We start from the raw sequence: 22,453 nt of genomic DNA on the forward strand, positions 1-22,453 counted from the left end.
GCGGTCGATCGCGGACAGCTGCCAGCTCCATCCTCGCTGGCAAAATCAAAATACATGTGGATAAGCATGGTGCGCGTGATGCACATCACGACGGTCGCTAACTCCAACCGTAAGTCTGAAAGGCTTCAGCGAAGTTGCTAAGTGGAGTGGACGTCAATTGCTGCGCTTGATGTCCAGGCATCGGTCACGTCCGCAGGCGCCCTCATAAAGGACTCGCATCGCTGCTTCATCGCCCATCTGCGCCATCCAGCTCCCTTCCCCCTCTACTCGTCACTATCCACGCTGTTCCAGGCGGCGACAAGCGCGGCGGCGCGGTCCCGGATTTCACTCAGCGATCGCCCCGGCGCATAGAGCGAGGAGCCGATCCCGAAGCCACTCGCCCCCGCGCTTCGGAACGCCGCCATATTGGTGGCATCTACACCGCCGACAGGCAACACCGGAACCGTCACCGGCAACACGGCGCGCAACGCCTTCACGAATGCGACGCCGCCGATTTCCGCCGGGAAAAGCTTCAGGCCATCCGCGCCGGCCGCAAGCGCATCGAAGGCTTCGCTGGGGGTATAGAAAGATGGCAGCGAGACAAGTCCTTTCGCTTTCGTCGCGCGAATGACCGCGGGATTCATGTTGGGCGAAATGATGATCCTGCCGCCGGCCGTGGCGACGGCATCGACATCCTCCACGCGCAGCACGGTCCCGGCGCCGATCAGGGCACGATCGCCGAATCGCCGCTGAAGGATGGAAATGCTCTCCAGCGGATCGGGCGAGTTGAGCGGGACCTCCAAGCAGCGAAAGCCGGCTTCGATCAGCACCTCGCCCACGGCCTCCGCCTCGCCCGGGCCAAGCCCGCGCAATATCGCAATGAGAGGCAGATGGGTCAGCAGGTCGGTCCAGTTCATTTTATTTCTTCTCCAGCAGGATGCTGCGGCCGATCATGGAAAAGCCACGCATTGAGGCGCTTTCGCCGTCGATTATCGAAAGCTTGCCTGCGCCCGCCTCACGCAGGGCAGTGGCGTATCGATCGGCAAGGGGGCGGGCGGTACCAAGTGCATCCGGATCGGCAGGGCAGGGAAGATAGGGTGCTTCGCGCCAGCCATTGCGGCTGCCGATCATGCCGGCAAGCACCAGCGGAGTCTGCCCGTCGATCCAATCGTCGATGAGATTGCGCAGTACGTCCGCAAAATCGCCGCCCCGGACCGAGGCAATGCCCGCATCATTGGCGCGGTGGTCGGTTGCGCGGCCATCAGCCTCGAAGCGCCAGGCCCGCAGCCGGGTGGCGCCCCAGTCGATGCCGATAAATGCGCTCATCCCGCGAACACCGCGGAGGCGATGCCCCGGACACCCGCATCGACTTCGAAAAGCGCGCCAGCATGTTCCTCATGCTCGGCGCCGAGCGCGGCGGATGTGACGAACAGCCGGTCGAGATTTTCGCCCGCGAATGCGCAACTCGTGATGTTGCTCGCGGGGAGAGCGATTGAGCGATCGAACGTGCCGTCGGGCAGGAAGCGGCTGATTCGCCCCCCGGCCCAATGGGCGATCCATACCCCGCCTTGCGCATCGGTGGTCATCCCGTCCGGATAGCCCCAATCATCCTCGAAGCGAAGGAACACGCGCTTGCCGGTGATCGCGCCATCGTCCGCCAGGTCGAACGCGTAGACCGTCCTTATGCCGCTATCGGTATGATAGAGCGTCCTTCCATCCGGGCTGAATGCGGGACCATTGGCGACCAGATAGCCGTCGTCCTTGCGCGACCATGTGAGGTCGGCGTCGAGGCGGTACAGCGCGCCGCTGGCGTCCAGATCCCGGTCGTCCTTGCTCCCCGCCCATATCCGCCCGGCCGGATCGACCTTGGCGTCGTTCAGGCGGTTACGCGGCCGGTCGGGCTCGGGATCGCCGATCGGCTCCACGGCGAATGGATCGAGCGAAAGGCGCGCAAAGCCGCTCTTGAGGCCGATGATCAGGTCATCGCGCCCCGCGCGTTCGAGTGCCCATCCGATCGATTCATCGAAAGCCCAGCTCTCGATCGCCTCGCTTGCCAGATCCATGCGGTGCAGGGCAGGCGCCAGAATGTCGACCCAGAATAGCGCCTGGTGGGTAGGCGACCAGAACGGTCCCTCCCCGAGAATCGCCTTTTGCGACGTGTTGACGATGCGGAATTGGCTCATTTTCCGTCCATAATTTCAAATCACGGAGGTGAAGCGCCGAACGCGGCGATGTGCCGCTGTCGGGCGTCCGGCATCAGCTCCCGCACATCAGATCGTGCTGCGTCCGCTGGCGCCGCGGGCTGATCGCAGGCGGCGGTCGCGGTAGTGCCCATGAGGAGTCTCTCATTGAAGGAAACTCGATCGTCAGACCGCGGCACCTCCCCGCCCAAAGCCGATGAATATCACGCTACCAATCTTGCCAGCCGGGTGAGGTGATCAGCAGCAAATGCGTGATCACCCAGATTGGCTGGCCGCTTGGTTAAATGCCTAGTTCGCCTGGCTCGCCGAGCCGATACCATGCTTCGTCAGGAACGCCTTGATGGCAGTGTAGGCTTTGAGATTCTCCTCTCGAGTGAATCCCCCGTGCCGGCCTCCTGGAATCGTGACAAGCTCTTCATCCACTCCCGCCTTTTTTAAGGCCTCGTGCAGGCGAACCGAGTGCGTGTAGGGCACGGTTGGATCGGCGTCGCCATGCACTGAAATGACCGGTGGCAAACCGGGACGAACATGGCTTAGCGGAGACGCTCGTTTGGCGATCTCGACACGGTTCGGCAAACTCCCCAGCCATTGGACAGCATAGGGTTTCATATTTGCGCCATGCAGAAGGTCTGCCACATCCGAAATGCCATACCAGTTCACGATGGCCGCAACCTTTAACTCCTCCGTTCCTGGGCATTGCCGGTCCATTCCGGCGGAAGAGGGCATCAGGCCTGTCGTTAATGCAAGATGTCCTCCGGCGGAGCCGCCGGAAACCACCAGCTTGCTCGTGTCGAAACCATATTCCTTGGCATTGCGGATGACCCATCGGAGTGCGCACAGGGAATCCTCAACAGCCGCTGGCGCTGGCGAAACGCGAGCCAATCGATATTCCACGTTCACCACGTTCCAGCCCATTTCCAGATAGGGCAGAAGATTGAATGTGGCCATTTCCTTGCTGCCGCCGGTCCAGCCGCCACCGTGAATCCAGATCAGCGTCGGTTGGGGGGTGGTGACATCGTACCGGGAATAGACATCAAGTTTCGCTTCGAAATTGTTGGCGGTCAGATACGTGATGTTCGGGACAATGCGATACCGCGCTGTAACGCTCTCCGAGAATGCCTGACCCGAAGCCGTCGCCGACGGCAGGGCAAATGCGCATAGAATCAAGGCAAGGAATCGCGCAAAATGGTTCATGTGGGCCTCTCAAATTTTTTTGGGTTTTATGAGGTCGCCGCCGACTTCCTCGCTAAGCGGTCAGGGCCGGAGCTTTATCGTCGGCACGCTGTAGGTCGATCCGTCTTGGTGCTCGACGCGCAGTTCCAACGAGATCGGTTCCGTGCCGATGTCGAGCGGTGCGCTGAACTCGAACGGATATCGCGCGTCGGTGATCTCCTTTCCACCCGGCATCCGGAGCGTGGCGCGGCGAATTTGACGGTCATCGCCGCTCAGCCAGACGAATGCGCTGGTGGCGCTCGGGGTGAGCTTTAGCAGCATGGAGCTGACGCTGCCGACTGGCGTTTCGATCCGTTCGAAACTCTCTCTGGACGCCAGCTGCTCCTGTGCGAAATAGTCGCGCTGCAGTCGCGTGTACGGGTGCGCATCGGGAATTCGGACGAACGTCACCTTGCCCGGCGCTACGGACGCGCTGAATACGCCGTCCATTACCGTGGCTTCGCGAGCGGCTGCGCCATCGGAAATCAGTGCGCTGTACGGCCGCCCCGCTTCCAGAGGCACCCGGTCAGTGTCGATGCGGATTCGCGCGGTGACCGGCGCCGCGCTTTCGTTCGTGAGCGCAATGAGAAGGCCGTCCGGACCATAGCCCGTCAGATAGCTCACCGCGGGAGAATCGACCTTCAGTACGCCCGTGGGCATCCACAGCCGCGCCTCGTGGCCGTACATCCGCCCGGGCCGGTCGCCATAGACCTTGGCTTTCAGATAGGCATAGCCTTCGGCGTAGCGCGAAGGGAATGTGATGGCGCCGCCGCTTTTGGTCTCGAAGTCCGAGACGAGATAATCGTAGAGCATCGCGATGTGCGGCCACACATGGTTGTAATACATGTGCGAATAGGTGAATTTTTCGAAGGGACGCAGCGGATAATCCCGGCGCTGGAAGGCTGCGGAGAAGGCGCTGACGTAGGAATAGGTGGGAAAGTTGGCGTAGCGGCCTATCACCGCCGAGCGCGCGATGCCCCTGAGGAACGGATCGCCGGATGCGTCCGCCACCCGCAGGAAATAAGGCGCGTACATCGCAAGCAGCACCGCCTGATTGTAGGCATGGGTGTTGGCAGCCTCGGGCGTGAGCCCGATTTGCGACAGCTCCCACGCGGGCACGACCTGCTTCGGCGAGTCAATCGGACTGTGCTTTGGAGCGGTGAAGCCGTTGGCCTCGCCTAGTGGCGCGCCCTTTTCGTCCACCGTTACATTGCCATCGGGAATCCTGGGATAGAGCCACGCATAGGTTGCGTAGAGCTGCGCGCCTTCGACCGCGGCGTTGAGATAGCGCTTGTCCTTCGTCTCCTCATAGAGCTCGAACAGGTCGACCCAGCGCGGCGCATAATCCGACCAGAACTGCCCGCCCGACGCGCCGTAGGACGAAATTTCGAGCCGCACGTCGGAGAAGTCGGTCTGCGGCGTCGCGATCCGGGACTGGATATAGGCATCGGCCTTGGCGCGTGCCTCCTTCAGAAACTTCGCATCGCCCGTCAGTCGGTAGAGCGCAAGGCGTTCGGCGAAGGTGCCGCCCTCGCTCACCAGTGTCTGGTTGAGCTGGCGGTGCTTGCCGGCCATATCGAGAGCCGCGGCGCCGAACACCGGGCTGCGCCCGCGGAACATCTGGTCGAGCGCCACCATCTCGGAGACCTCGCCGGTTGGCCCCGCCATGCGATGCGACGGCGACTGCTTGGTCTCGCCAGGATTGAGCGCGAACAGGAATTTCTCGCGCGACAGCATATATTCGGCGACCGGCAGAGCGCGACGGCGATAGATCTCGGGATCATCGCGGATCAATGCCGTGCCCAGTGGGTGCAGCGCCGAAACGACCTTGACCGTGCCCGGCACATCGGCGCGATAGTCAAAGCCCTTCAGATCCGCGTTCCAGCCCGAATAGGTATCGTTCATCGCGAAATCGACCATATTGTCGATCGTCTCGTTGAGCGATGTCCTGCGGCTCTCGCGCCGGTCGCGGAAGCCGTAGAGGTCGGTCGCGACGTGGCGATAGGTCTCGTACCAATTCCGGCGGCTGAGAATCACGCGCGCCGTGAATGCGAAGGGCTTGCCTGCCTCCATCATCGATCCTGCTCCGCCAAGGACAGGGGCGAACACCGCCGGCTGGGCCAGGCCCTGCTGGTTACGCAGCATCACGCCGAAGCGTGAATTCTCCTTCACCGGTAGGCGGAACGGGCTTTCCGACGCATCTGGAGCGATGCCGTTCAGAACCCCGCGCTCGACATGGAAGGTGAAGGGGAGGCCGCCCATGCTCTCGGTGGAGAGCAGTGGCGCGCGCGGGAAGCGCCTTTCCTGCCAGACGAGCGGCTGGTGGATGCGCTCGGCCTTTGCCTGGGCGATCGCCGGGGCGCCGGTATAGCCGATGCTGTACCAGCCGCGGCGGCTGGGGGTGAATACGAAGCGCAGCATTGGCTCCGATCCGTCGGCCGGCGCGGCGAGCGTCGCGCTGAGCGAACCCTGCTCGACCGACCCAAAGCTCCAGCTGATCGTCCCATCGCGCTCGCTCGCGCCTGAAGCGCGCAGGGTGATCGTCCGCCCGGCATCGAACATCACGTCGGTCTTCTCGGTCGAGCCCGGCTTGTTCCACATCGGCAGCGCATAGCCTTCGGCGAAGCTCGCATTGTTGAGCGAGCTGCTGAAGCGGTACTTGGGGTCGGCATCGGATACGACGAGCGTGAACACCGGCTCAAGCCGCCGCGTGGCCCCTTCGTGCGACACCTCGACGCTGCGGTCGGCAAGTAGCCTGAGCCGGTAGGTTTCCTTCGCCTCCGCGGCCGGGCACAGCATTGTCGTGGCAGTGAGCAGCGTCGCCAGGTGCAGGGTACGCATGGGTTTTTACCTCTCCGATTTGTTCGTTGAGCCTCGCGTCGCTTTGGCATTGACGCGATAGGCAAGATCGCCCGAGGATGCCCGGCGGACGTAGATGCTCAGCCGTGCGCTCGGAGAAGCGAGCGTCCAAACGGTCTCGCCCTCGGCCGCCCAGGCTGTACCGATGGTCGCCGGCAGCAACAGGGCTGCAACCAGGCTCCTCAAGATCGTTGGCATTTAAGCTCTCCAGAAGAGTGCTATAGTAGTCACATCAGGCGATTGTCAACGCGATCAGCCATGCGCTGCGCCCTGCTTGATCGACACCCATTAAATAAGAATATGGCGGTGGAGCAAAGCAGTATGTTAGGCGACGGCCAGTCTTCAGAAATCGAGTCGTCTCGACGATCATGATTGACAGATAGCTAAATTAGCAACACTGTGCAGATCGAGCTGGCAGAGTGAACTGCCACCATCGGGGAGGCTGTTGAATGACCGTTGGCCGAAATATCGCCCTTGGGTTCTTGGGCGTGGCGTTGAGTTCCACTTCGACGTTCTGTTATGCGCAGGCCGCGCAGGGCGGGGCTGCGGCGCAGACGCAGGGCGAAACCCGGAAGCCGGGGGAATCCCAGAAGCCGGGTGAATCCCAGACGCAGATCGACGCGACCGCGGCGGACCAGGACATCCAGGATATCGTCGTCACAGGCATTCGCGAGAGCCTTGCCCAGGGCATCGACATCAAGCGCAATTCGAACCAGATCGTCGATTCGATCGTAGCCGAGGACATCGGCAAGCTTCCCGACCGCAACGTCGCCGAATCGCTGTCGCGCGTCTCGGGCGTGCAGGTCGACCAGGGCATCGACGAGGCCAAGGACATCTCGATCCGCGGCCTTCGCCAGAACCGGCTCGAGTTCAACGGCCGCACTCTGGTCAGCCCCTATGGCCGGGGCGCCGATGGCCCCGACGAAGGCGCGTACAGCGTCATGACGCTGATCCCGTCGGAACTGGTCTCGCGACTCGACGTGACCAAGCTGCCCGCCGCATCGCAGGTCGAAGGATCGATCGGTGGCACGGTCAACATCCTCACCCGTCGCCCCACGCCCGACCGCCCCTTCTTCATCGGCGGATCGGTCGAGGGCGTGTACAAGGAAACTGCGGACAAGCTCTCGGGCCGGATGACCGGCTTGATCGCAGCGTCGCTGTTCGACGGCACACTGGGGGTGACGCTGGGCGTCAACTATCAGAAGCTGAACATCCGCAACGATGCCACCGACAGCTTCGCCGGCTGGCGCCCGTTCGACGCCCGCTTCAACAACAACCCGGCCGGCATCAATTTCGATCCGAACGGCGACGGTTCGCCGATCTACTGGTATAACGATATCCGCTACCAGGTGCTGGAGGAGGAGCGCGAGAAGTTGGGCGTGACCGCCGGGCTCAACTGGACGCCGTCATCGCGCTTCACCGCCTATGCCGACTTCCTCTACGCGCATGCGAACACCCTTCGCGACCGCAACTGGCTGTCGATCCCGCTTTCGCCGACCGGCAACAGCTACACCGCGGTCACGGTCTCCGAGAACGAGAATTTGATCGCGGGGACGATCCGCGCGACCCTTCAGGGCAATGGCGAGGTCATCAAGCTTCCGACCGACATCTATTCGGGTGCGGTGGGCGGCCGCTGGGACGCCACCGATCGGCTCAAGGTCGCGGCCGAATTCGCCTATACCGAGGCGAGCCAGGACTATACCCAGTCCTATCTGCGCGCCGACACCAAGACGACGCAGCTGATCGCGTTCGACTTCCGCGGCACCAACGTGCCGTCGATCAGCTTCCCCGCCAATCTCGACCTCACAAATCCCGCGAACTTCGGCTTCCGCACCTCGTTCGACAATCTCTCGCTTTATCGCTCGAAGGAGAAGTCGGCGCGGATCGACGCGACCTACGAGTTGGATGGCGGCTTCATCAGCAGCCTGCAGGCTGGCTTCCGCTTCAGCCAGGTGGATTCGGAACGCGACAGCTATCGCGACCAGTCGATCTTCACGATCGCATCGACGCCCATTACCAATTTCCCCGGCAACTGGCGACTCGCTGTCTACCCGGACCTGCTCAAGGGCGCCTCGGGCAACTTCCCGCGCGCCTTCGTCGTCGGCGTACCGCTCGGCACCTCGAAATTCGCGTGCGAGGCCATCGTCAAGACCTGCAAACCGGAGCTCTATGATCCCCTCACGTCGTTCCGGCTCGAGGAGCCGACCTACGCCGCCTACGGTCAGGCCAACTTCCAGTCCGAGCTGCTGGGCACGCCGTTCACCGGCAATGTCGGTCTGCGCTATGTGAGCAACGGCGTCGATGCATTCGGGTGGGCAGGCAGCCGCGCGAACCCCGGCAATATCCGGCCGAACAACGTCAAGGTCCGCTACGACGACTGGCTGCCCAGCGCAGCGCTGCGCTTCGAACTCGATTCCAGGACGCTGCTGCGCTTCGGCGCCGCGCGCGTCATGTCGCGTGCCGATACCGCCGCGCTGACACCGTCCTTCTCGGTTGCCGAGGCGTCGGGGACCGCCTCGGTGGGCAATCCCGAGCTCCAGCCCTTCCGTGTGAACCAGCTCGACGCGTCGCTCGAATATTATCCGTCACGTGGCGCGATCTATTCGGTCGCGCTCTTCTACAAGGACGTGGAGACTTTCCTCTACCAGGCCATGTTCAACGAAGTGATCCCCGGCTTCACGCCCGATCCCGTGCAGTTCCCCGAAGGCACCTTTCGTGTGACGCGGACGGTCAACGGCCAGGGCGGCGAGATCAAGGGGCTCGAGGCGCAGATCAGCCAGCCGCTAAGCTTCCTTCCGGGCGCTCTGAGCGGTTTCGGCGTCAATGGCACCTTCTCCTACATCGAGAGCAGCACGGGGATCGAAGACGAGCGAACCGACGAGGATCTGCCGATCCCCGGCCTCTCCAAATACAATGCCAACCTGGCGGGCTTCTACGAAGCGGGACCATTCCAGGCGCGCCTGGCGTGGAACTGGCGGAGCAAGTATCTCTATGGCCTCGGCGCGGGCGGCAGCGGCATTTTCTACAAGCCGTTCAGCAGTCTTTCGGCATCACTGCGCTTCGACCTAACCAAGGCGTACCAGATCTACTTCGAGGCGAGCAACCTCACCAATGAGCCGGTACGCCGCTACGGCGTTTTCGAGGAGGCCACGCAGACCTATCGTCTGGGCGGGCGCACCTTCACCGCCGGGCTCCGGGTACGCTTCGGCAAGTGACCCCTATGCCGCGGCGTTCCCGGAGGGCCGGCGGCAACGGTTACACGCGGCGACCGATCGTTTCCAGGCCGGAGTGGATAATGAAATTTTTGTTCGGATGGTTGCCGACGGCGGCATTGATCGCACTCGCGCTGGCGCCGCAGTCAGCGACACAGGCCGCTCCCGATCCGGGTGCGCTGACCTTCGCCCAATGCCGGGCCTGCCATGCGGTCAAGGCCGGCGCCAGCAGCGCAATGGGTCCTAACCTCCACCGGTTGTTCGGACGGCAGGCAGGCTCGGCGCCGGGCTTCAACAACTACAGCCCCGCGCTGAAGGCCTCGAAGATCCGCTGGAGCGATGCGACGCTTGACCAGTATCTGGCCGCGCCGACCCAGAAGGTGCCGGGCACACGCATGGTGGTGCGTGTCACTGATCCGGCAAAGCGCAAGGCGTTGATCGCGTGGCTCAAGGTCGAGACCGCGAAGTGAGCCGTCCTTTGGCAGGAGGCATTCGATGAAAGGCCCCGCAATCTTCCTCGTGCAGTTCATGGGAGATGCGGCGCAGCGCACATGATCCGCCGGCCCGAGCGCGCGTTCGACGACTTCGCCGCCGGCAGCGATCCGGCGCTCAACCGGAGGCTGCTCGGTCTCGACTGAGCAACGTGCCGCATAACGAAACATAGTAGGAGGGGACGGCGTGGAAGCAAAAGGGGTCAACAAGAGCCGATTGTTCTGGCTGGCGGTGCTCGCGCTGTTCACCGCCGCTGCCAGCGCCGCGATCCGCGCGGCGATCGCGAGCAGCCTCAAGGCTGAGTGGATCGATCCGATCGACCCGATCGGGGCGGGTGAGCTGATCGGCGCGGCGCTGGGTTCGGCGTTCCTCGGTTTCGCGATCACGCTGTTCGTCACCAGCGCCTTCCTCGATCAGATCGGCATGCGCCGGATGCTCGTCGGCTGCGGCCTGTGCTTTGTCCTCGGTACCGGCCTGATCGTGGGCGCGGGGGCGATCGCCAGCGGCACGTCGATCTACACGCTGGTGTGGACGGGGATGCTGCTCAGCGGGATCGGCTGGGGCCTCGCCGAGGCCTCGATCAACCCACTGACCGCCCAGCTCTATCCGCAGGATACGACGCACCGCCTCAACGTGCTGCACGCCTGGTATCCCGGGGGACTCATCGTCGGCGGCCTGGCGGGCTTCTTCCTTTCCTCGGCACTCCCATGGCAGGGGATCATGGCGCTGGTGTTCGTGCCCGCGGCCCTGATCGTCGTGATCGCGGCGTCGACGAGCTTCCCGCCGCCGCTGCGCAGCGAGAGCGGCGCCGGCTTCGGCGAGATGATCGGCGAGGTCTTCCGCCGGCCGAGCTTCTTCATCTGGTTCATCGCGATGTTCCTGACCGCGGCGTCCGAGCTGGCGCCGGGTCAGTGGATCGACGTGGCACTCTCGAACCGCGTTGGCATGCGCGGGATCCTGCTCCTCGTCTATGTCAGCGCGCTCATGTTCGTCTTCCGGCACTTCGCCGGCCGCCTCGCGGGCTATCTGTCCAATCCGGGCTTGCTCTGGGTTTCGAGCCTGCTCGCGGCGATCGGCCTGTTCCTGCTGTCGCGCGCGCAGTCGCCGGTCGCGGCGATCGCGGCTTCGACCGTCTGGGGCCTCGGCGTCTGCGCGATGTGGCCGACCATGCTCGCCTCGGTCGCCGAGCGCTATCCGAAGGGCGGCGCCTGGGCCCTTGGGCTCGTCGGTTCGGCGGGCGCGCTGTCGAGCTTCTTCGTGCTGCCGCGCCTCGGCGCGATGTTCGATGCCGCCAAGGTCGAATTTGCCGGCGGCCCCGCCGCTTTCGAGCAGCTGTCGGACGAAGCACTGCGCGGTGTCGAAGACGCCGCCGCCTCGCTGTCGTTCCAGCGGCTTGCGATCGTCCCGCTCGTGCTTCTCGTGAACTTCGGGCTGATGTGGCTCAATGAACGGCGCAGGGCGCGCCCGGCCGCCGCCGCCCCGGAGGCAGCGCTGAATCAGGACGCAACGGAGGGCGCGCGATGAACATCGACCGCAGGGATGCGATGGCGGGCATCGTTGCCATGTTCGGATCCACGCTGTTCGCGCCGATCGCGCGCGCCGCGGAGGGGGTGCCTGCGATCACCGACGGCCCGCCAGGTGCCGCGGTGTTCACGGCCGCGCAGCGCGCGCTGGTCACCGCGCTGAGCGAGCGCGTGATTCCGACGACCGACACGCCGGGGGCGATTGCAGCCGGGGTTCCGCAGTTCATCGAAAAGCTGCTCGCCGACTGGGCGCTGCCCGAGGACAGGGTGCCGATCCTCGCGGGCCTTTATGCGATCGATGCGTGCAGCCGCCGCGACTATGCGGTCGCCGCCGACAAGGCGACGCCCGAACAGCAGGACGCCTTGCTGACGCTCGCGATGGACAACAAATTCCCGGGCGGTGCGGACTTCTTCGAGAAGTTCCGCCAGCTCGTTATCACCGGCTACTACACCTCGGAAATCGGCATGACGCAGGAGCGCGAATATGTCCCGGTTCCCGGCCGGTACGACGGCGCCTTCCTCTATTCCAACGTCAACAAGGTCTATTCGTCATGATGACCACGCGACGGCAAATTCTCAGTGGCGGCGCCGCACTGGCGACCGCATTTGCACTCGGCCCGCTGCAGGGGAGGCCGAAATCCGGTGCGCCGCCCATCGGATTGCAGCTCTACACGCTGCGCGAACTGTTCGCCGCCGATCCCGTAGCGACGCTCGAGAAGGTCGCCGCGATCGGCTATCGCGAGGTCGAGTTCGGCGGCGGCGGCTATGACAGGATGGACCATGCGCTGCTTCGTCGGACGATGGATCGGCTCGGCCTGAAGGCCCCGTCCATCCATATCGGCTATGATGCGCTCGCCAACCAGTTCGACGCGTCGCTCGCCATGGCGCGCGCGCTCGGCGCGGACACGATCGTCCTGCCCGGGATGGAGGAGCGGTTCCGCAATGGCGCGGCGTGGCGTCCCGCCGTCGCCGACTTCAATCGCTTCGGCGAGCGGCTGAAAAAGGCGGGGTTGGGCTTCGCCTATCACAATCATGATTTCGAATTCACGCAAAAGGCGGGCGACCAGAGCCTGTTCGACATGCTGGTCGCCGAACGTGACCCGGCGCTGGTGAAGATCGAGCTCGACCTGTTCTGGGCGGTCAAGGCGGGCGAGGATCCCAAGGCGCTGATCCGCCGCCTCCTCGGTCAGATTTACGCTTATCACGTGAAGGACATGACCGCGGACGGCGCGATGACCAGCGTCGGCAAGGGCGTCATCGACTTCGCCGACATCTTCTCGCTGAACGACGTTGCTGGCGTGCGGCATTTCTACGTCGAGAACGACCAGTCGCCCGCACCCTATCTGCCCGACATCACCACCAGCTTTGCAGCACTCAGCCGGCTTCGCGCCTGAAACGATCAAGAAGGAATCTATTGCAATGGCAGCGACGGACCAATTCGACGCGATCGTCATCGGCTCGGGCGTGAGCGGTGGCTGGGCAGCAAAGGAACTCACCGAAAAGGGGCTGCGCGTGCTGATGCTCGACCGCGGCGTGATGGTCGAGCATGGCGAGAATTACGATTATGACGGCAAGGCGCCGTTCGAGATCCCCGCGCGCAACATGATGCCCAGGCAGCTCATGGAAAAGGACTATTTCATTGCGCGCCACGGCTATGTTTCGCCCGGCGGTCAGAAATTCTACAACAACGACCGGCTCAATCCCTACGCCTATGATGAGGGCGAGAAATTCTACTGGATCCGCCCCGGCGCGGTGGGCGGCAAGTCGCTGATCTGGGGACGCTGGTCGTTCCGCTGGGCGCCTGAGGATTTCGAGGCGAACAAGCGCGAAAATGTCGGGATCGACTGGCCGATCCGCTATGATGACCTCGCGCGCTGGTACAGCTATGTCGAGAAATATATCGGCGTGTCGGGCTCGCGCGAAAACCTGCCGCAACTGCCCGACAGCGAATTCCAGCCGCCGATGCCAATGAACATCGCGGAGAAATGGGTGAAGAAGCAGCTCGAGGCGACCTCGCCCGGCCGCAAGCTCATTCACACGCGCCTTTCGAACATGACCGAGGACAAGCCCGATCAGGGCCGGTCGAAATGCCAGTTCCGCAACCAGTGCGGCCGGGGCTGTTCGTTCGGCGCCTATTTCTCGACGCAGGCGGTGACATTGCCCGCCGCGCGCGCAACGGGCCGGCTGACGCTCCGCTCCGATGCGGTGGTCAGCAACCTCGAATATGATGCCGCGCGCAAGCGGGTGACGGGCGTGCGCGTCATCGACGCCAATACCGGTCAGGCAGAAATCATTCCGGCGCGGCTGGTCTTCCTGTGCGCCTCGGCAATGGCCTCGACCCAGATTTTGATGAACTCGCGCCCCGAAGGCAGCGGGCGCAGCCACTTCGACGCGAGCGGCACGCTTGGCCGCTATGTCATGGATCATATCCTGCGCGTCCGCATCTTGGGTGAGATTCCGGGGATGAAGGAATATATCGAATATGGCCGACGCCCGGGTGCGGTCTATATTCCGCGGTTCCGCAACGTGGGGGGCGAAGAGGGCGTCGGCTTCAGACGCGGCTATGGCTTTCAGGGCAGCGCCTATCGGGCCCCGGCAGAGCCCAAGGGCTTCGGTGCTGATATGAAGCACGCGATGCGGCAATACGGGCCCTGGAAGTTCGCCATGGGCGCGTTCGGCGAGTGCCTGCCCTATGAGGACAATCGCGTATCGCTGCACCCGGACAAGGTCGACCGCTTCGGCATTCCGCTAATGCGCTTTGACGTCACCTTTCGCGACAACGAACTCAACATGATGAGCGATGCCCGGATGGAAGGCGAAGCGATGCTGAGGCGGGCCGGGCTCGTCAACGTGACGAGCGAACGCAAGGAGCATGTGCCCGGCGACGCGATCCATGAAATGGGCGGCGCGCGCATGGGCGCCGATCCGCGGCAGTCGGTCCTCAACCGATGGAGCCAGGCCCACGACGCCACCAACCTGTTCGTGACCGACGGCGCGCAGATGGCATCGGTATCGTGCGTGAACCCGTCGCTTACTTTCATGGCGTTGACCGCGCGGGCGGCCGATCACGCGGTCAAGCAGCTGCGGGCGGGCGCCATCTGAGCGCTCCCCTGGCGGGAAGCCGGTTACACTAATTACGAGCGCGATCGATCATCGCCGCGTGATGCCCGCTCCGCCGTCGATTCCCACAACTGTCCCGGTGATCCAGGCGGCGGCATCGGAGGACAGAAAGAGGATGAGGTCGGCCACCTCATCGGCACTGCCGAGACGTCCCAGCGGATGCCTGAGCACGTTCGCAGCGCGGGCGGCGGCAGGATCGGGGGCGCGGTCGAACGATGCGCGCAGCATCGGTGTGTCGACCGACGCCGGCGCGACTCCGTTGGCGCGGATGCCACTCTCGGCGACTTCGAGCGCGAATGTCTTCAGGAAAGTCTCAAGCGCGCCCTTGGACGCGGCATAGGCGGCGAGGCCGGGCGCTCCCATTCGCGCGTTGATCGAGGAGACGAAGGTGAACACGCCCTTCCCTGCCCGCTGCATGTCGGGCGCAAAGGCCTGCACGAGCCGTAGCGCGCCGCCGACGTTCACGTCATAGACACGCAGGAAAGCGTTCGACGACGATTGCAGTGTGCCCGCGAACTCGGTGGTCGCAGCGGCATGGACGACGATCGTCGGCGCGCCCAGCTGGGAGCGGATCCCATCAGCCGCGACGGCGACCGCGTCATCGTCGGCCAGGTTGCACGCGATCGCCGCGTCGCCGATCGCGGGTGCGTGAAGGTCGAACGCGGCCACGCGGGCTCCCGCAGCAATGAAGCGCTCGCATACAGCGGCACCGATGCCGCCAGCAGCGCCGGTCACCACGGCAATCTCTCCGTCAAGCCGCATCGTCATTCTCCAGGTTTAAACTGCCGCCGCAGGCCACGTTAAGCACCGCTCGATTGTAGGCGGCCAACAGCGTCGCCTGCCTCCACCGTCTTGCCGGCGGTGGCGCGGGCGATTAGCCAGCCGATCGGGTGGAGCGCTGCCATCACGAGGAAGACGGTGGCATAGTCGCGCGTCGCGGCGAAGGCCCCGACGAGTTGGGTCGAGACGATGCCCCCGATCCCGCTCCCCGCCGCAATCAGGCCGAAGATCGTCGCAACGCGCGCCTGTGGAAAGCGGTCCACAGCGAGCGTGGTCAGATTGCCCAAGAACAGCATGTGCGAAAGTGCGACGATCGCGGCAAGCGCATAGGTGAGGGGCAGCGACGGCTGGAACGCGATCAGCGCGCCTAGCGGCGCCATGCCGGCGCCCATCGCCATCACTCTGAGGCGGGAGGCGATGGGCGCCTTGCCGCGACGAACGTAGCGACCCGAGAGGAGTCCGCCGCCTATGCTGCCGACGTCGGCCGCGAGGTAGACGATCCACGCGGTCGCAGCGATCGTGGCAAGCGGCAGGCCGCGTGCGTCGCCCAGATATTTGGGGAACCAGAAGAGATAGAAATACCAGACCGGATCGGTGACCGTACGCGCAAGCGCGAGGCCCCACACCGACTTGTCGGCAAGGATCACGCGCATGGAGGGCTTTTCGGCGGCCGTCCCAGTTGCAACCTCGCCCGGACTGCCGTGGCGCAGCGCGAGCCATGCCCCCAGCCAGACGAAGCCCAGCGCGCCGGTCGCAATGAAGGCCGCGCGCCAGCCATAGCTGAGCGCGAGCCAGCCGATCAGCGGCGGCGCGATCGTCGCGCCGACCATCGCGCCGGCGGTATAGATCCCGACCGCGAAGCCGCGTTCGTGCGGCGCATAATGTTCTGAGACCGCCTTGGGCGCGGCGACATAATTGCCCGCCTCGCCGAGACCCAGCGCGAAGCGCGCCGCGCCAAGCTGGCCGACACTGTGGACCAATCCCGTCACCATGTTGGCGATCGACCACCATCCGACGAATAGCGCCAGCGCGAGCTTGGACCCGAGCCGGTCGGTAATCCAGCCGACGACGAAATAGGCGAGCGTATAGGCGATCAGGAAGAGCTGGACGACATGCGCATAGCCGATGTCGTCTATCTTCAGGTCCTTCTGGATCACGGTCGCCAGGATCGAGAGCGTCTGGCGGTCGACATAGTTGAGGACCGTCGAGAAAAAGAGCAGGGCAAGGATTGCCCAGCGCACGCGCGGCCGCACCGCACCGGCCAAGCTCATGCGGGCATCCGACGCGCGGGCGCTGCGAGCGCGGCGAGGCCGGCAAGACTTGCGACATGGCCATCGGCCACCTCGTGGTCGATCTCCATCCGGTCGAGCACCGCGCCATAAAGCGCGCACAGGGGCGTTGCCCCGATAAGGGTCACGTGATCGACCGGCCCATCGGCCTCGGCCAACGCGGCAATCGCGTCGCGAACCTCGCACCCGATCAGCAGTCCGGAGAGATAGGCGCGTGCCTGTTCGGCCGACAAACTGCCCGTGACGAGCAGGCTGCGCGTCGAGAACACGGCATGTTCGAACGCAAGCCGCCTGTTGCTGAGGGCGGTCCGCACCCCGCGCCCGAACGCCGGATCGTTCGCCGCAACTGCGCTCCCCGGTCGGGCCGGCGTCATGCCACGGCCGACCAGGCTATGCGCCACCAGCATCTCGAACATCTCGCCCGTCATGCTGGTGAAGAAGCTCGTGACCCGCGCGTCCTCGACACTGCACCATTTGGCGTGCGTGCCGGGCAGGCAGAGGGTGCGCCTCCCCTCGGCCGGCGACGTGGCCAGCCAGCCGAAGACCTGCGCCTCTTCGCCACGCATCACGTCCGGCAGGCCGAAGATATTGGTGCACGAAAGGCCCGGCACGATCGCGATCGGCACGCCGCGCACCTCGAACCGGGTCAGCCGCTTCGCGAGATCGTCCGGATCCGCCGGGCATGGCGCATATGGGCAGTCGACCCAGCCGACATTCGAGCCCACCATTCCCGCCAGGGCCACCGGCAGGGGGCCCTCCCGCGCGATCCACGGCCCCGCGACTTCGAAGAAGGCGGATTCGGGATCGTCGCAGAATTTGATACCGGGACCATTCGCGGTCTCGATCACGCGCGGGGGCTCACCGGGCTCGCATAGATGCAGGCGCATGAAGCTCGAGCCCCAGTCACCCGCGATGAAACGTCCGTCCGCCACATATACCTCCTCGCACGTCGGCCCTTGGGGCACTATTTGACGGCACATTGTTGCGAAGTTAGCGACAAGTCAATCGGCGCCTGCCATAGTCGATTGCGCTCGGCAGTCGCATGGATCATGTGTGTTGCGCGAGCGATAACGAGAGGAAAGCCCACAGTGCGGCCCAAGCCCAACGCCCAGCCCAACCAGAGCCTCATCGATGGCATCGCCACGCTTCAGGCGCTCGCCGTATCGCCCGAGCCGATCGGGAACCGCGAGCTCGGACGCAAACTCGGTTTCAACCCGACGCGGGTCAACCGGTTGCTCAAGACGCTCGCCTATCTCGGCATTGCGCGCCAGACCGCAAACCGCAAGTACACCGCGGGACCCGGAATGCATGTGCTTGCGGCACAAAGCCTTTTTGCGTCGCGCTTCGTGCAGAACGCCATGCCCGCGCTCGAGGAGCTCCGCCGTTTCGAGCTCACCATCGCGATGGGCGTGCTGTGGAACCATGATGTGAGCTACCTCTTCCACGCCCCGCCCGGGATGGAGACTGCACAGGCGCTGGGGCGCATCGGCCTGCTTCCGGCCAGCGAGAACGGGATCGGTGTGGCGTTGCTCGCCGGGTTCGACGACGCGCATGTCATCGGGCTCTACGAAGGCGAGGAAGTACCCGGCTATCCCGGCGGGGTCGGGGACTTGCTTAAGACCCTGACCGAGACGCGCGCGCAGGGATACGCGCGCGTGCGCGTGGGCGAGAACCAGGACCGGCATACGATAGCGATCGGCGTCTCCGACCCTGCATTCGCGGCCATCGGCATGTCGGGCTGGATCCCGGAAGAGGCTACGTCCGAAATCGTCACCGCACTGCGCGAGGCCGCCACGAAGATCGCCGAATGATCGCGGAACTGTTGCGATAATCGAAACATTTTTATTGCTAAATTAGCAATGGTGTGGTTGGACATCCCTGCGTCTGGGAGGCGCGCGCCACAAAGGGATGAACATGTCAACGATCACCGGTGCCTTTCCTGTCCTGCCGACCATCTTCACCGACGAAGGTGTGATCGACGAGGCCGGGACGTGCGCCGTCGCCGATTGGGCGATCGGCTGCGGGGTGGACGGCGTCGTCTTCCCTGGCCTCGCCAGCGAATATGATCACCTCACCCTCGATGAGCGGCTTCTTCTGATCGCACTGATCGGTGATCGCGCAGCCGGGCGCGTCGCCTTCGTCTGCGGCGGGGGGGGCAAGAGCGACGCGGAAAGCGAGGCGATGATCGTCGCTGCGGCGCGCGCCGGCGCCAGCGCAGCAATGGTCGTGACGCCTGCGCGCTATGCCGACGACATGGAAGGCCTCGCCGGCTTCTACCGCCGGCTTTCGGCGGTCGCCAACGTGCCGATCATGCTTCAGAACGCGCCGGCGCCAATGGGCCTCGGCCTCTCGCCCGCTGCGGTGCTCGACATCGTCCGCGCGGCGCCGGGCATCCGCTATGTAAAGGAAGAGACGGTTCCGTGCGGTCAGCGCATTACCGCGCTCCGCGAGCAGGGCGAAGGCCTGCTCGACGGCGTATTCGGTGGCGCCGGCGGCCGCTACATCACTGACGAGCTCGCGCGCGGCGCGGTAGGCACCATGCCCGCAGTCGAAATCGCCGACCTTCACGTTCAGCTCGTCGCGGCGCATCGCGACAGCGACTGGAGCAGGGTGCGCTGGCTGTTCGAGCGAACGCTGCCGCTGCTCAACATGCAGGCCATCTATCGGTGGCGGCTGACCAAGGAAGTTCTGCGCCGCCGCGGATTGATCGCCACTGCCTTCGTGCGCGCGCCCGGGCCTTCGCTCGACACGCAAGATCTGAGCGAGCTCGACGAACTGCTTGGCAAGCTCTCGGACCTGTTGACGCCTGGCGAAGCCTTCGCCCAAGGTCGCGTCGGCTGATCGGAGGGGAGCCCGATGGACGACCGGATCGAACGTATCGAAGCCTTCGTGGTCACGATCCCGCGCGATACCCCCTATCTGGGGCCGCTCGGCGCCGGCGAGGAAGTCAACGCGCGCGGCTATTTCGTCCGCAAGTCCAACCGCACCATCTATCCGACGCAGGACCGCTCGGTGGTGGTCCGTGTCACCACGCGTGACGGCGTCGTCGGCTGGGGTGAGACCTATGGCCTTACCGCCCCGCAGGTGATCGGAACCTTCATCGATGATCTGATCGCGCCGATCGTCACCGGCCGTGATCCGTTCGATGTCGCAGTGCTGTGGGAGGATCTCTACGACATATTGCGCGTGCGGGGTTATGGCGGGGGCTTCTATCTCGACGCCGTCGCCGCCGTGGACATCGCGCTGTGGGATATCTGCGGCCGCATCGCCGGGCTTCCCGTCCGCAAGCTGCTCGGCGGCGAGCGACGCCAGGCGATCCCCGCCTATATTTCGGGGCTGCCGCGCGCGACGCTCGATGACCGGGTGGCGCTGGCGAAGAGCTTCGCCGACAAAGGTTTTACTGCGTTCAAAATCGCTGCCGCCGTGAGCTGGGACGGGCTCGACCGCGAGCTCGAAGCGCTGCGCGCGGCACTGGGATCCGAGGCGCGGCTGATGGTCGACTTCCACTGGATGCACGGTCGCGGTGACGCGACGGCGCTGATCCGTCGGCTAGAGCGACACGACCTCGCCTTCGCGGAGGCACCGGTGAAAACCGAGGATGTGGCCGGGCTCGCGCACGTCGCTCGCTCGGTGACCACTCCGATCGCCGCGGGCGAGGAATGGCGGACCGTCTATGATGTCGAGCCGCGGCTCACGGCCGGCGCGGTTGCGATCGTCCAGCCCGAAATGGGGCATACCGGAATCACACAGTTCATGCGCATCGCCCAGCTTGCGGGCGCACACCACATCCCGACCATCCCCCATGCGACGATCGGCACCGGCATCTTCCTCGCCGCGAGCCTCCAGGCATCGGCGGCGATCCTCGACGTGCCGATGCACGAATATCAGCATTCGATCTTCGACCGGAACGCCGCGCTGCTCGAGGGCACGCTCGCCTGCGAGGCCGGCGCCTATCGCCTGCCCACAGCCCCCGGTCTGGGCGTCGCGCCCGGTGAAGTCTTCTGGCGCTACGCCGAGGCGATCTGAGAGGCGCTGTCGCGTGCCGCCTGTTGGTCGCTCAGCACCCATCTTCTAGTTGACCCCTATCCCGTCGTCATCGAGCGGTTCGGGGGATTTGAGCGCGTATTCGTGGTCGCCAAGAGCCCGCTTAGCGTTGTTTTCTTCGATGACGTCGAGGAAGTGCTTGGGACAGCGGTAGAAGAAGCCGAAAGGCTTAATGATTGTGCTATCTACGGGGTACTGGCCATTGCGTTGAAGGAAGCTGCTGAACAGCGATAGCGCAATGTCCGCTCGCCACGACAAATCGGTCGGTTCATCGTCCCTGAACGGAAGTCCGCTTTGCAGCAGCAGAATCAACGCGTTCAGCGTCTGAAATGTGGGCGACAGCTGCCATCGGCCCGCCGCCGTTTCCACCGTTTCCGACTACACATCCTGTCGTCCAAGGGGACCGACGGAAGCAGGTCAAAGGGACGTCGGACTAAGTGTCGCCGGTTCGATGTGGTACCTTGTTCGGTAGAATTTTGCCTTTGGTTCGGCGCGACGGCACCTGAACGGGGTTCTTCTTTTTCCATTCGGCCCATGTCATTGGGCCGTCGGGCGTCTCGATCAACTGATCGTCTAATGATTCAGCCATGGCATACATCTTTGCGTTATTACCCCAACCATGAACCGTTTTCGGGATTCCGTCGAGTGGGGCGAGGCCTAGGATCACGGCGTGGCTTCGTCTGGATCGGCTCGGTCGCCACCCGCTCGGCTTGGGATAACGGCGACTGTTGCGGGCGATGAGGAGCGGTGGGAAGCTCTTCGCGCCGAACCCACGCATAGAGATGGAGCTGGCCGATCGGCTTTCGAAATCGCACGAAGCGGAGCCGTACCCTCGGCTGTTACCTGCGGTCAAAAACACGCGTTCAAACATGGCGCGAATGGCGCTACGATCATTCAAGACTACCGAAGGCTCGGATCCGGCAAGTGCTACGACCGTCAAATGACATCACCTCCGCTTCGGCGCCGCGGATGGCTGCGGTTGCCGTTGCAAGCGCCGTTCTGTGGATTTCGATCACCGCCATCGTCATCCGTTGGCTTTCCCATTTGGGCGTTTGGGACGCGACCCACGGTCTGCCAGGATTGGTGATCGGTTTTCTGGCGTCAGCACTTGCATTCATGATCGCCGCGACTGTGAGCGAACATTTTGTCAGCTTTACTCAATGGGTCACTATCATGAGCACGCTGATATTGGCGGCAGTCCTGCCGATGGCGATCAGCCTGTTGTTTCCCGAGGTCCGGTACGCTCATCGCTGGACGGTCCTCGGGGTTCTGGGCTCATGCGTGTTCGCATTCGCCATGGTTCGCATGAGGATGGGCATGCGGCGGATTGCACCCTCTGAAAATGAACGCCGACGTTGATCTCAAGGCGGGCCCGCGCGAGCGTCAATCCTCAGTCTCACGAGTCTCCCATATACAGGTCCGTGGCCTGGATTTCGGCATATCTTTGGTATTGGCCGATCAACTGATACGCTTCGACAATGGCAAGATTCGCAGCATTCGAACTGGATACCGGTGAGCAGGTCGCGGTAAATGCGGACAATGTTCAATACGTTCGTCCGTATCCGACATCCGGCAACCCGGCCTCACGAATCCACTTCACGGAAGCCGAGACACTAATAGTGGTCGGAACAGTCCAGCAGACTGTGGCTAAATTAGAGTCCCGGACCTAGCACTACTTTGGCAGAAATGTGATTTTTGGGATTCCCTTGGCGCGAAATGCGTGATTCATGGGGAGCCAGCTG

At 64.0% G+C, this 22,453-nt stretch carries 19 protein-coding genes; 10 read left to right on the forward strand and 9 right to left on the reverse strand.

The genetic code is table 11. The features are described 5' to 3' along the window. Positions 1–263 precede the first annotated feature (263 nt). The 5 genes from AC3WJD_RS14475 to AC3WJD_RS14495 form a co-directional block, all read right to left on the reverse strand. On the reverse strand, positions 264–896 hold the full coding sequence (locus tag AC3WJD_RS14475) for a 2-dehydro-3-deoxy-6-phosphogalactonate aldolase (RefSeq protein ID WP_492747392.1): 633 nt from the start codon (positions 894–896) through the stop codon (positions 264–266). Position 897: 1 nt separating this feature from the next. Further along, positions 898–1,305, reverse strand: coding sequence for a 2-dehydro-3-deoxygalactonokinase (locus AC3WJD_RS14480; RefSeq protein ID WP_492747393.1), 408 nt, complete (start codon positions 1,303–1,305; stop codon positions 898–900). Further along, positions 1,302–2,162, reverse strand: a complete 861-nt coding sequence (locus tag AC3WJD_RS14485) for an SMP-30/gluconolactonase/LRE family protein (protein WP_492747394.1) — start codon at positions 2,160–2,162, stop codon at positions 1,302–1,304. Before AC3WJD_RS14485 ends, AC3WJD_RS14480 begins: the two co-directional genes overlap by 4 nt. 306 nt (positions 2,163–2,468) lie before the next feature. Continuing rightward, positions 2,469–3,374, reverse strand: a complete 906-nt coding sequence (locus tag AC3WJD_RS14490; protein ID WP_492747395.1) for an alpha/beta hydrolase fold domain-containing protein — start codon at positions 3,372–3,374, stop codon at positions 2,469–2,471. A 60-nt stretch (positions 3,375–3,434) separates the two neighbouring features. Then, positions 3,435–6,233, reverse strand: coding sequence for a hypothetical protein (locus tag AC3WJD_RS14495; protein ID WP_492747396.1), 2,799 nt, complete (start codon positions 6,231–6,233; stop codon positions 3,435–3,437). A 467-nt stretch (positions 6,234–6,700) separates the two neighbouring features. Between AC3WJD_RS14495 and AC3WJD_RS14500 the strand changes: the two genes are divergently transcribed. From AC3WJD_RS14500 to AC3WJD_RS14525, 6 genes are all read left to right on the forward strand, one after another. Further along, positions 6,701–9,466, forward strand: a complete 2,766-nt coding sequence (locus AC3WJD_RS14500; protein ID WP_492747397.1) for a TonB-dependent receptor — start codon at positions 6,701–6,703, stop codon at positions 9,464–9,466. Between the two features lie 80 nt (positions 9,467–9,546). Next, positions 9,547–9,933, forward strand: coding sequence for a c-type cytochrome (locus AC3WJD_RS14505; RefSeq protein WP_492747398.1), 387 nt, complete (start codon positions 9,547–9,549; stop codon positions 9,931–9,933). A 208-nt stretch (positions 9,934–10,141) separates the two neighbouring features. Next, entirely contained in the window at positions 10,142–11,479 is a 1,338-nt protein-coding gene (locus tag AC3WJD_RS14510) for an MFS transporter (protein ID WP_492747399.1), read from the forward strand. Continuing rightward, positions 11,476–12,033, forward strand: a complete 558-nt coding sequence (locus tag AC3WJD_RS14515) for a gluconate 2-dehydrogenase subunit 3 family protein (protein WP_492747400.1) — start codon at positions 11,476–11,478, stop codon at positions 12,031–12,033. Before AC3WJD_RS14510 ends, AC3WJD_RS14515 begins: the two co-directional genes overlap by 4 nt. After that, complete coding sequence (locus tag AC3WJD_RS14520; protein WP_492747401.1) at positions 12,030–12,872, forward strand: sugar phosphate isomerase/epimerase family protein; 843 nt, start codon at positions 12,030–12,032, stop codon at positions 12,870–12,872. Before AC3WJD_RS14515 ends, AC3WJD_RS14520 begins: the two co-directional genes overlap by 4 nt. A gap of 25 nt (positions 12,873–12,897) precedes the next feature. Continuing rightward, a complete protein-coding gene (locus tag AC3WJD_RS14525) occupies positions 12,898–14,580 on the forward strand; it encodes a GMC oxidoreductase (protein ID WP_492747402.1) in 1,683 nt (560 codons plus the stop codon). A gap of 48 nt (positions 14,581–14,628) precedes the next feature. Here the strand turns inward: AC3WJD_RS14525 and AC3WJD_RS14530 are convergent, their stop codons facing one another. The 3 genes from AC3WJD_RS14530 to AC3WJD_RS14540 are packed head-to-tail and all read right to left on the reverse strand — an operon-like array spanning position 14,629 to position 17,599. Continuing rightward, the gene (locus tag AC3WJD_RS14530; protein ID WP_492747403.1) at positions 14,629–15,360 is read right to left on the reverse strand and encodes an SDR family NAD(P)-dependent oxidoreductase; all 732 of its coding nucleotides are present in this window, start codon (positions 15,358–15,360) and stop codon (positions 14,629–14,631) included. 38 nt (positions 15,361–15,398) lie between these two features. Beyond that, complete coding sequence (locus AC3WJD_RS14535; protein ID WP_492747404.1) at positions 15,399–16,649, reverse strand: MFS transporter; 1,251 nt, start codon at positions 16,647–16,649, stop codon at positions 15,399–15,401. Next, positions 16,646–17,599 carry a 2-dehydro-3-deoxygalactonokinase gene (locus tag AC3WJD_RS14540; RefSeq protein ID WP_492747405.1) on the reverse strand — a complete coding sequence of 318 codons (954 nt, stop codon included), beginning with the start codon at positions 17,597–17,599 and terminating at the stop codon, positions 16,646–16,648. Before AC3WJD_RS14540 ends, AC3WJD_RS14535 begins: the two co-directional genes overlap by 4 nt. 156 nt (positions 17,600–17,755) lie before the next feature. On the opposite strand from AC3WJD_RS14540, the gene AC3WJD_RS14545 reads away from it, so the two are divergent. The 3 genes from AC3WJD_RS14545 (at position 17,756) to AC3WJD_RS14555 (ending at position 20,693) form a co-directional block, all read left to right on the forward strand. Beyond that, entirely contained in the window at positions 17,756–18,478 is a 723-nt protein-coding gene (locus AC3WJD_RS14545) for an IclR family transcriptional regulator (protein ID WP_492747406.1), read from the forward strand. A 103-nt stretch (positions 18,479–18,581) separates the two neighbouring features. After that, a complete protein-coding gene (locus AC3WJD_RS14550; protein WP_492747407.1) occupies positions 18,582–19,508 on the forward strand; it encodes a dihydrodipicolinate synthase family protein in 927 nt (308 codons plus the stop codon). 15 nt (positions 19,509–19,523) lie between these two features. Next, the gene (locus AC3WJD_RS14555) at positions 19,524–20,693 is read left to right on the forward strand and encodes a mandelate racemase/muconate lactonizing enzyme family protein (protein WP_492747408.1); all 1,170 of its coding nucleotides are present in this window, start codon (positions 19,524–19,526) and stop codon (positions 20,691–20,693) included. Positions 20,694–20,738: 45 nt separating this feature from the next. On the opposite strand, the gene AC3WJD_RS14560 is transcribed toward AC3WJD_RS14555, so the two are convergent. Beyond that, complete coding sequence (locus AC3WJD_RS14560; RefSeq protein WP_492747409.1) at positions 20,739–21,080, reverse strand: hypothetical protein; 342 nt, start codon at positions 21,078–21,080, stop codon at positions 20,739–20,741. A 600-nt stretch (positions 21,081–21,680) separates the two neighbouring features. On the opposite strand from AC3WJD_RS14560, the gene AC3WJD_RS14565 reads away from it, so the two are divergent. Beyond that, positions 21,681–22,070 carry a hypothetical protein gene (locus tag AC3WJD_RS14565; protein ID WP_492747410.1) on the forward strand — a complete coding sequence of 130 codons (390 nt, stop codon included), beginning with the start codon at positions 21,681–21,683 and terminating at the stop codon, positions 22,068–22,070. The last annotated feature ends 383 nt before the right edge of the window (positions 22,071–22,453 follow it).

Source organism: Sphingobium sp. FW306-1B-F04DB, from assembly GCF_058781925.1.

Excerpts from the sequence above, each read along its gene's own strand:
- AC3WJD_RS14485 (WP_492747394.1), bottom strand. The coding sequence starts at position 2,162 with ATGAGCCAATTCCGCATCGTCAACACGTCGCAAAAGGCGATTCTCGGG.
- AC3WJD_RS14505 (WP_492747398.1), top strand. The coding sequence starts at position 9,547 with ATGAAATTTTTGTTCGGATGGTTGCCGACGGCGGCATTGATCGCACTC.
- AC3WJD_RS14495 (WP_492747396.1), bottom strand. The coding sequence starts at position 6,233 with ATGCGTACCCTGCACCTGGCGACGCTGCTCACTGCCACGACAATGCTG.
- AC3WJD_RS14480 (WP_492747393.1), bottom strand. The coding sequence starts at position 1,305 with ATGAGCGCATTTATCGGCATCGACTGGGGCGCCACCCGGCTGCGGGCC.
- AC3WJD_RS14550 (WP_492747407.1), top strand. The coding sequence starts at position 18,582 with ATGTCAACGATCACCGGTGCCTTTCCTGTCCTGCCGACCATCTTCACC.
- AC3WJD_RS14530 (WP_492747403.1), bottom strand. The coding sequence starts at position 15,360 with ATGCGGCTTGACGGAGAGATTGCCGTGGTGACCGGCGCTGCTGGCGGC.
- AC3WJD_RS14555 (WP_492747408.1), top strand. The coding sequence starts at position 19,524 with ATGGACGACCGGATCGAACGTATCGAAGCCTTCGTGGTCACGATCCCG.
- AC3WJD_RS14500 (WP_492747397.1), top strand. The coding sequence starts at position 6,701 with ATGACCGTTGGCCGAAATATCGCCCTTGGGTTCTTGGGCGTGGCGTTG.
- AC3WJD_RS14520 (WP_492747401.1), top strand. The coding sequence starts at position 12,030 with ATGATGACCACGCGACGGCAAATTCTCAGTGGCGGCGCCGCACTGGCG.
- AC3WJD_RS14490 (WP_492747395.1), bottom strand. The coding sequence starts at position 3,374 with ATGAACCATTTTGCGCGATTCCTTGCCTTGATTCTATGCGCATTTGCC.
- AC3WJD_RS14525 (WP_492747402.1), top strand. The coding sequence starts at position 12,898 with ATGGCAGCGACGGACCAATTCGACGCGATCGTCATCGGCTCGGGCGTG.
- AC3WJD_RS14565 (WP_492747410.1), top strand. The coding sequence starts at position 21,681 with ATGGCTGCGGTTGCCGTTGCAAGCGCCGTTCTGTGGATTTCGATCACC.
- AC3WJD_RS14535 (WP_492747404.1), bottom strand. The coding sequence starts at position 16,649 with ATGAGCTTGGCCGGTGCGGTGCGGCCGCGCGTGCGCTGGGCAATCCTT.
- AC3WJD_RS14515 (WP_492747400.1), top strand. The coding sequence starts at position 11,476 with ATGAACATCGACCGCAGGGATGCGATGGCGGGCATCGTTGCCATGTTC.
- AC3WJD_RS14475 (WP_492747392.1), bottom strand. The coding sequence starts at position 896 with ATGAACTGGACCGACCTGCTGACCCATCTGCCTCTCATTGCGATATTG.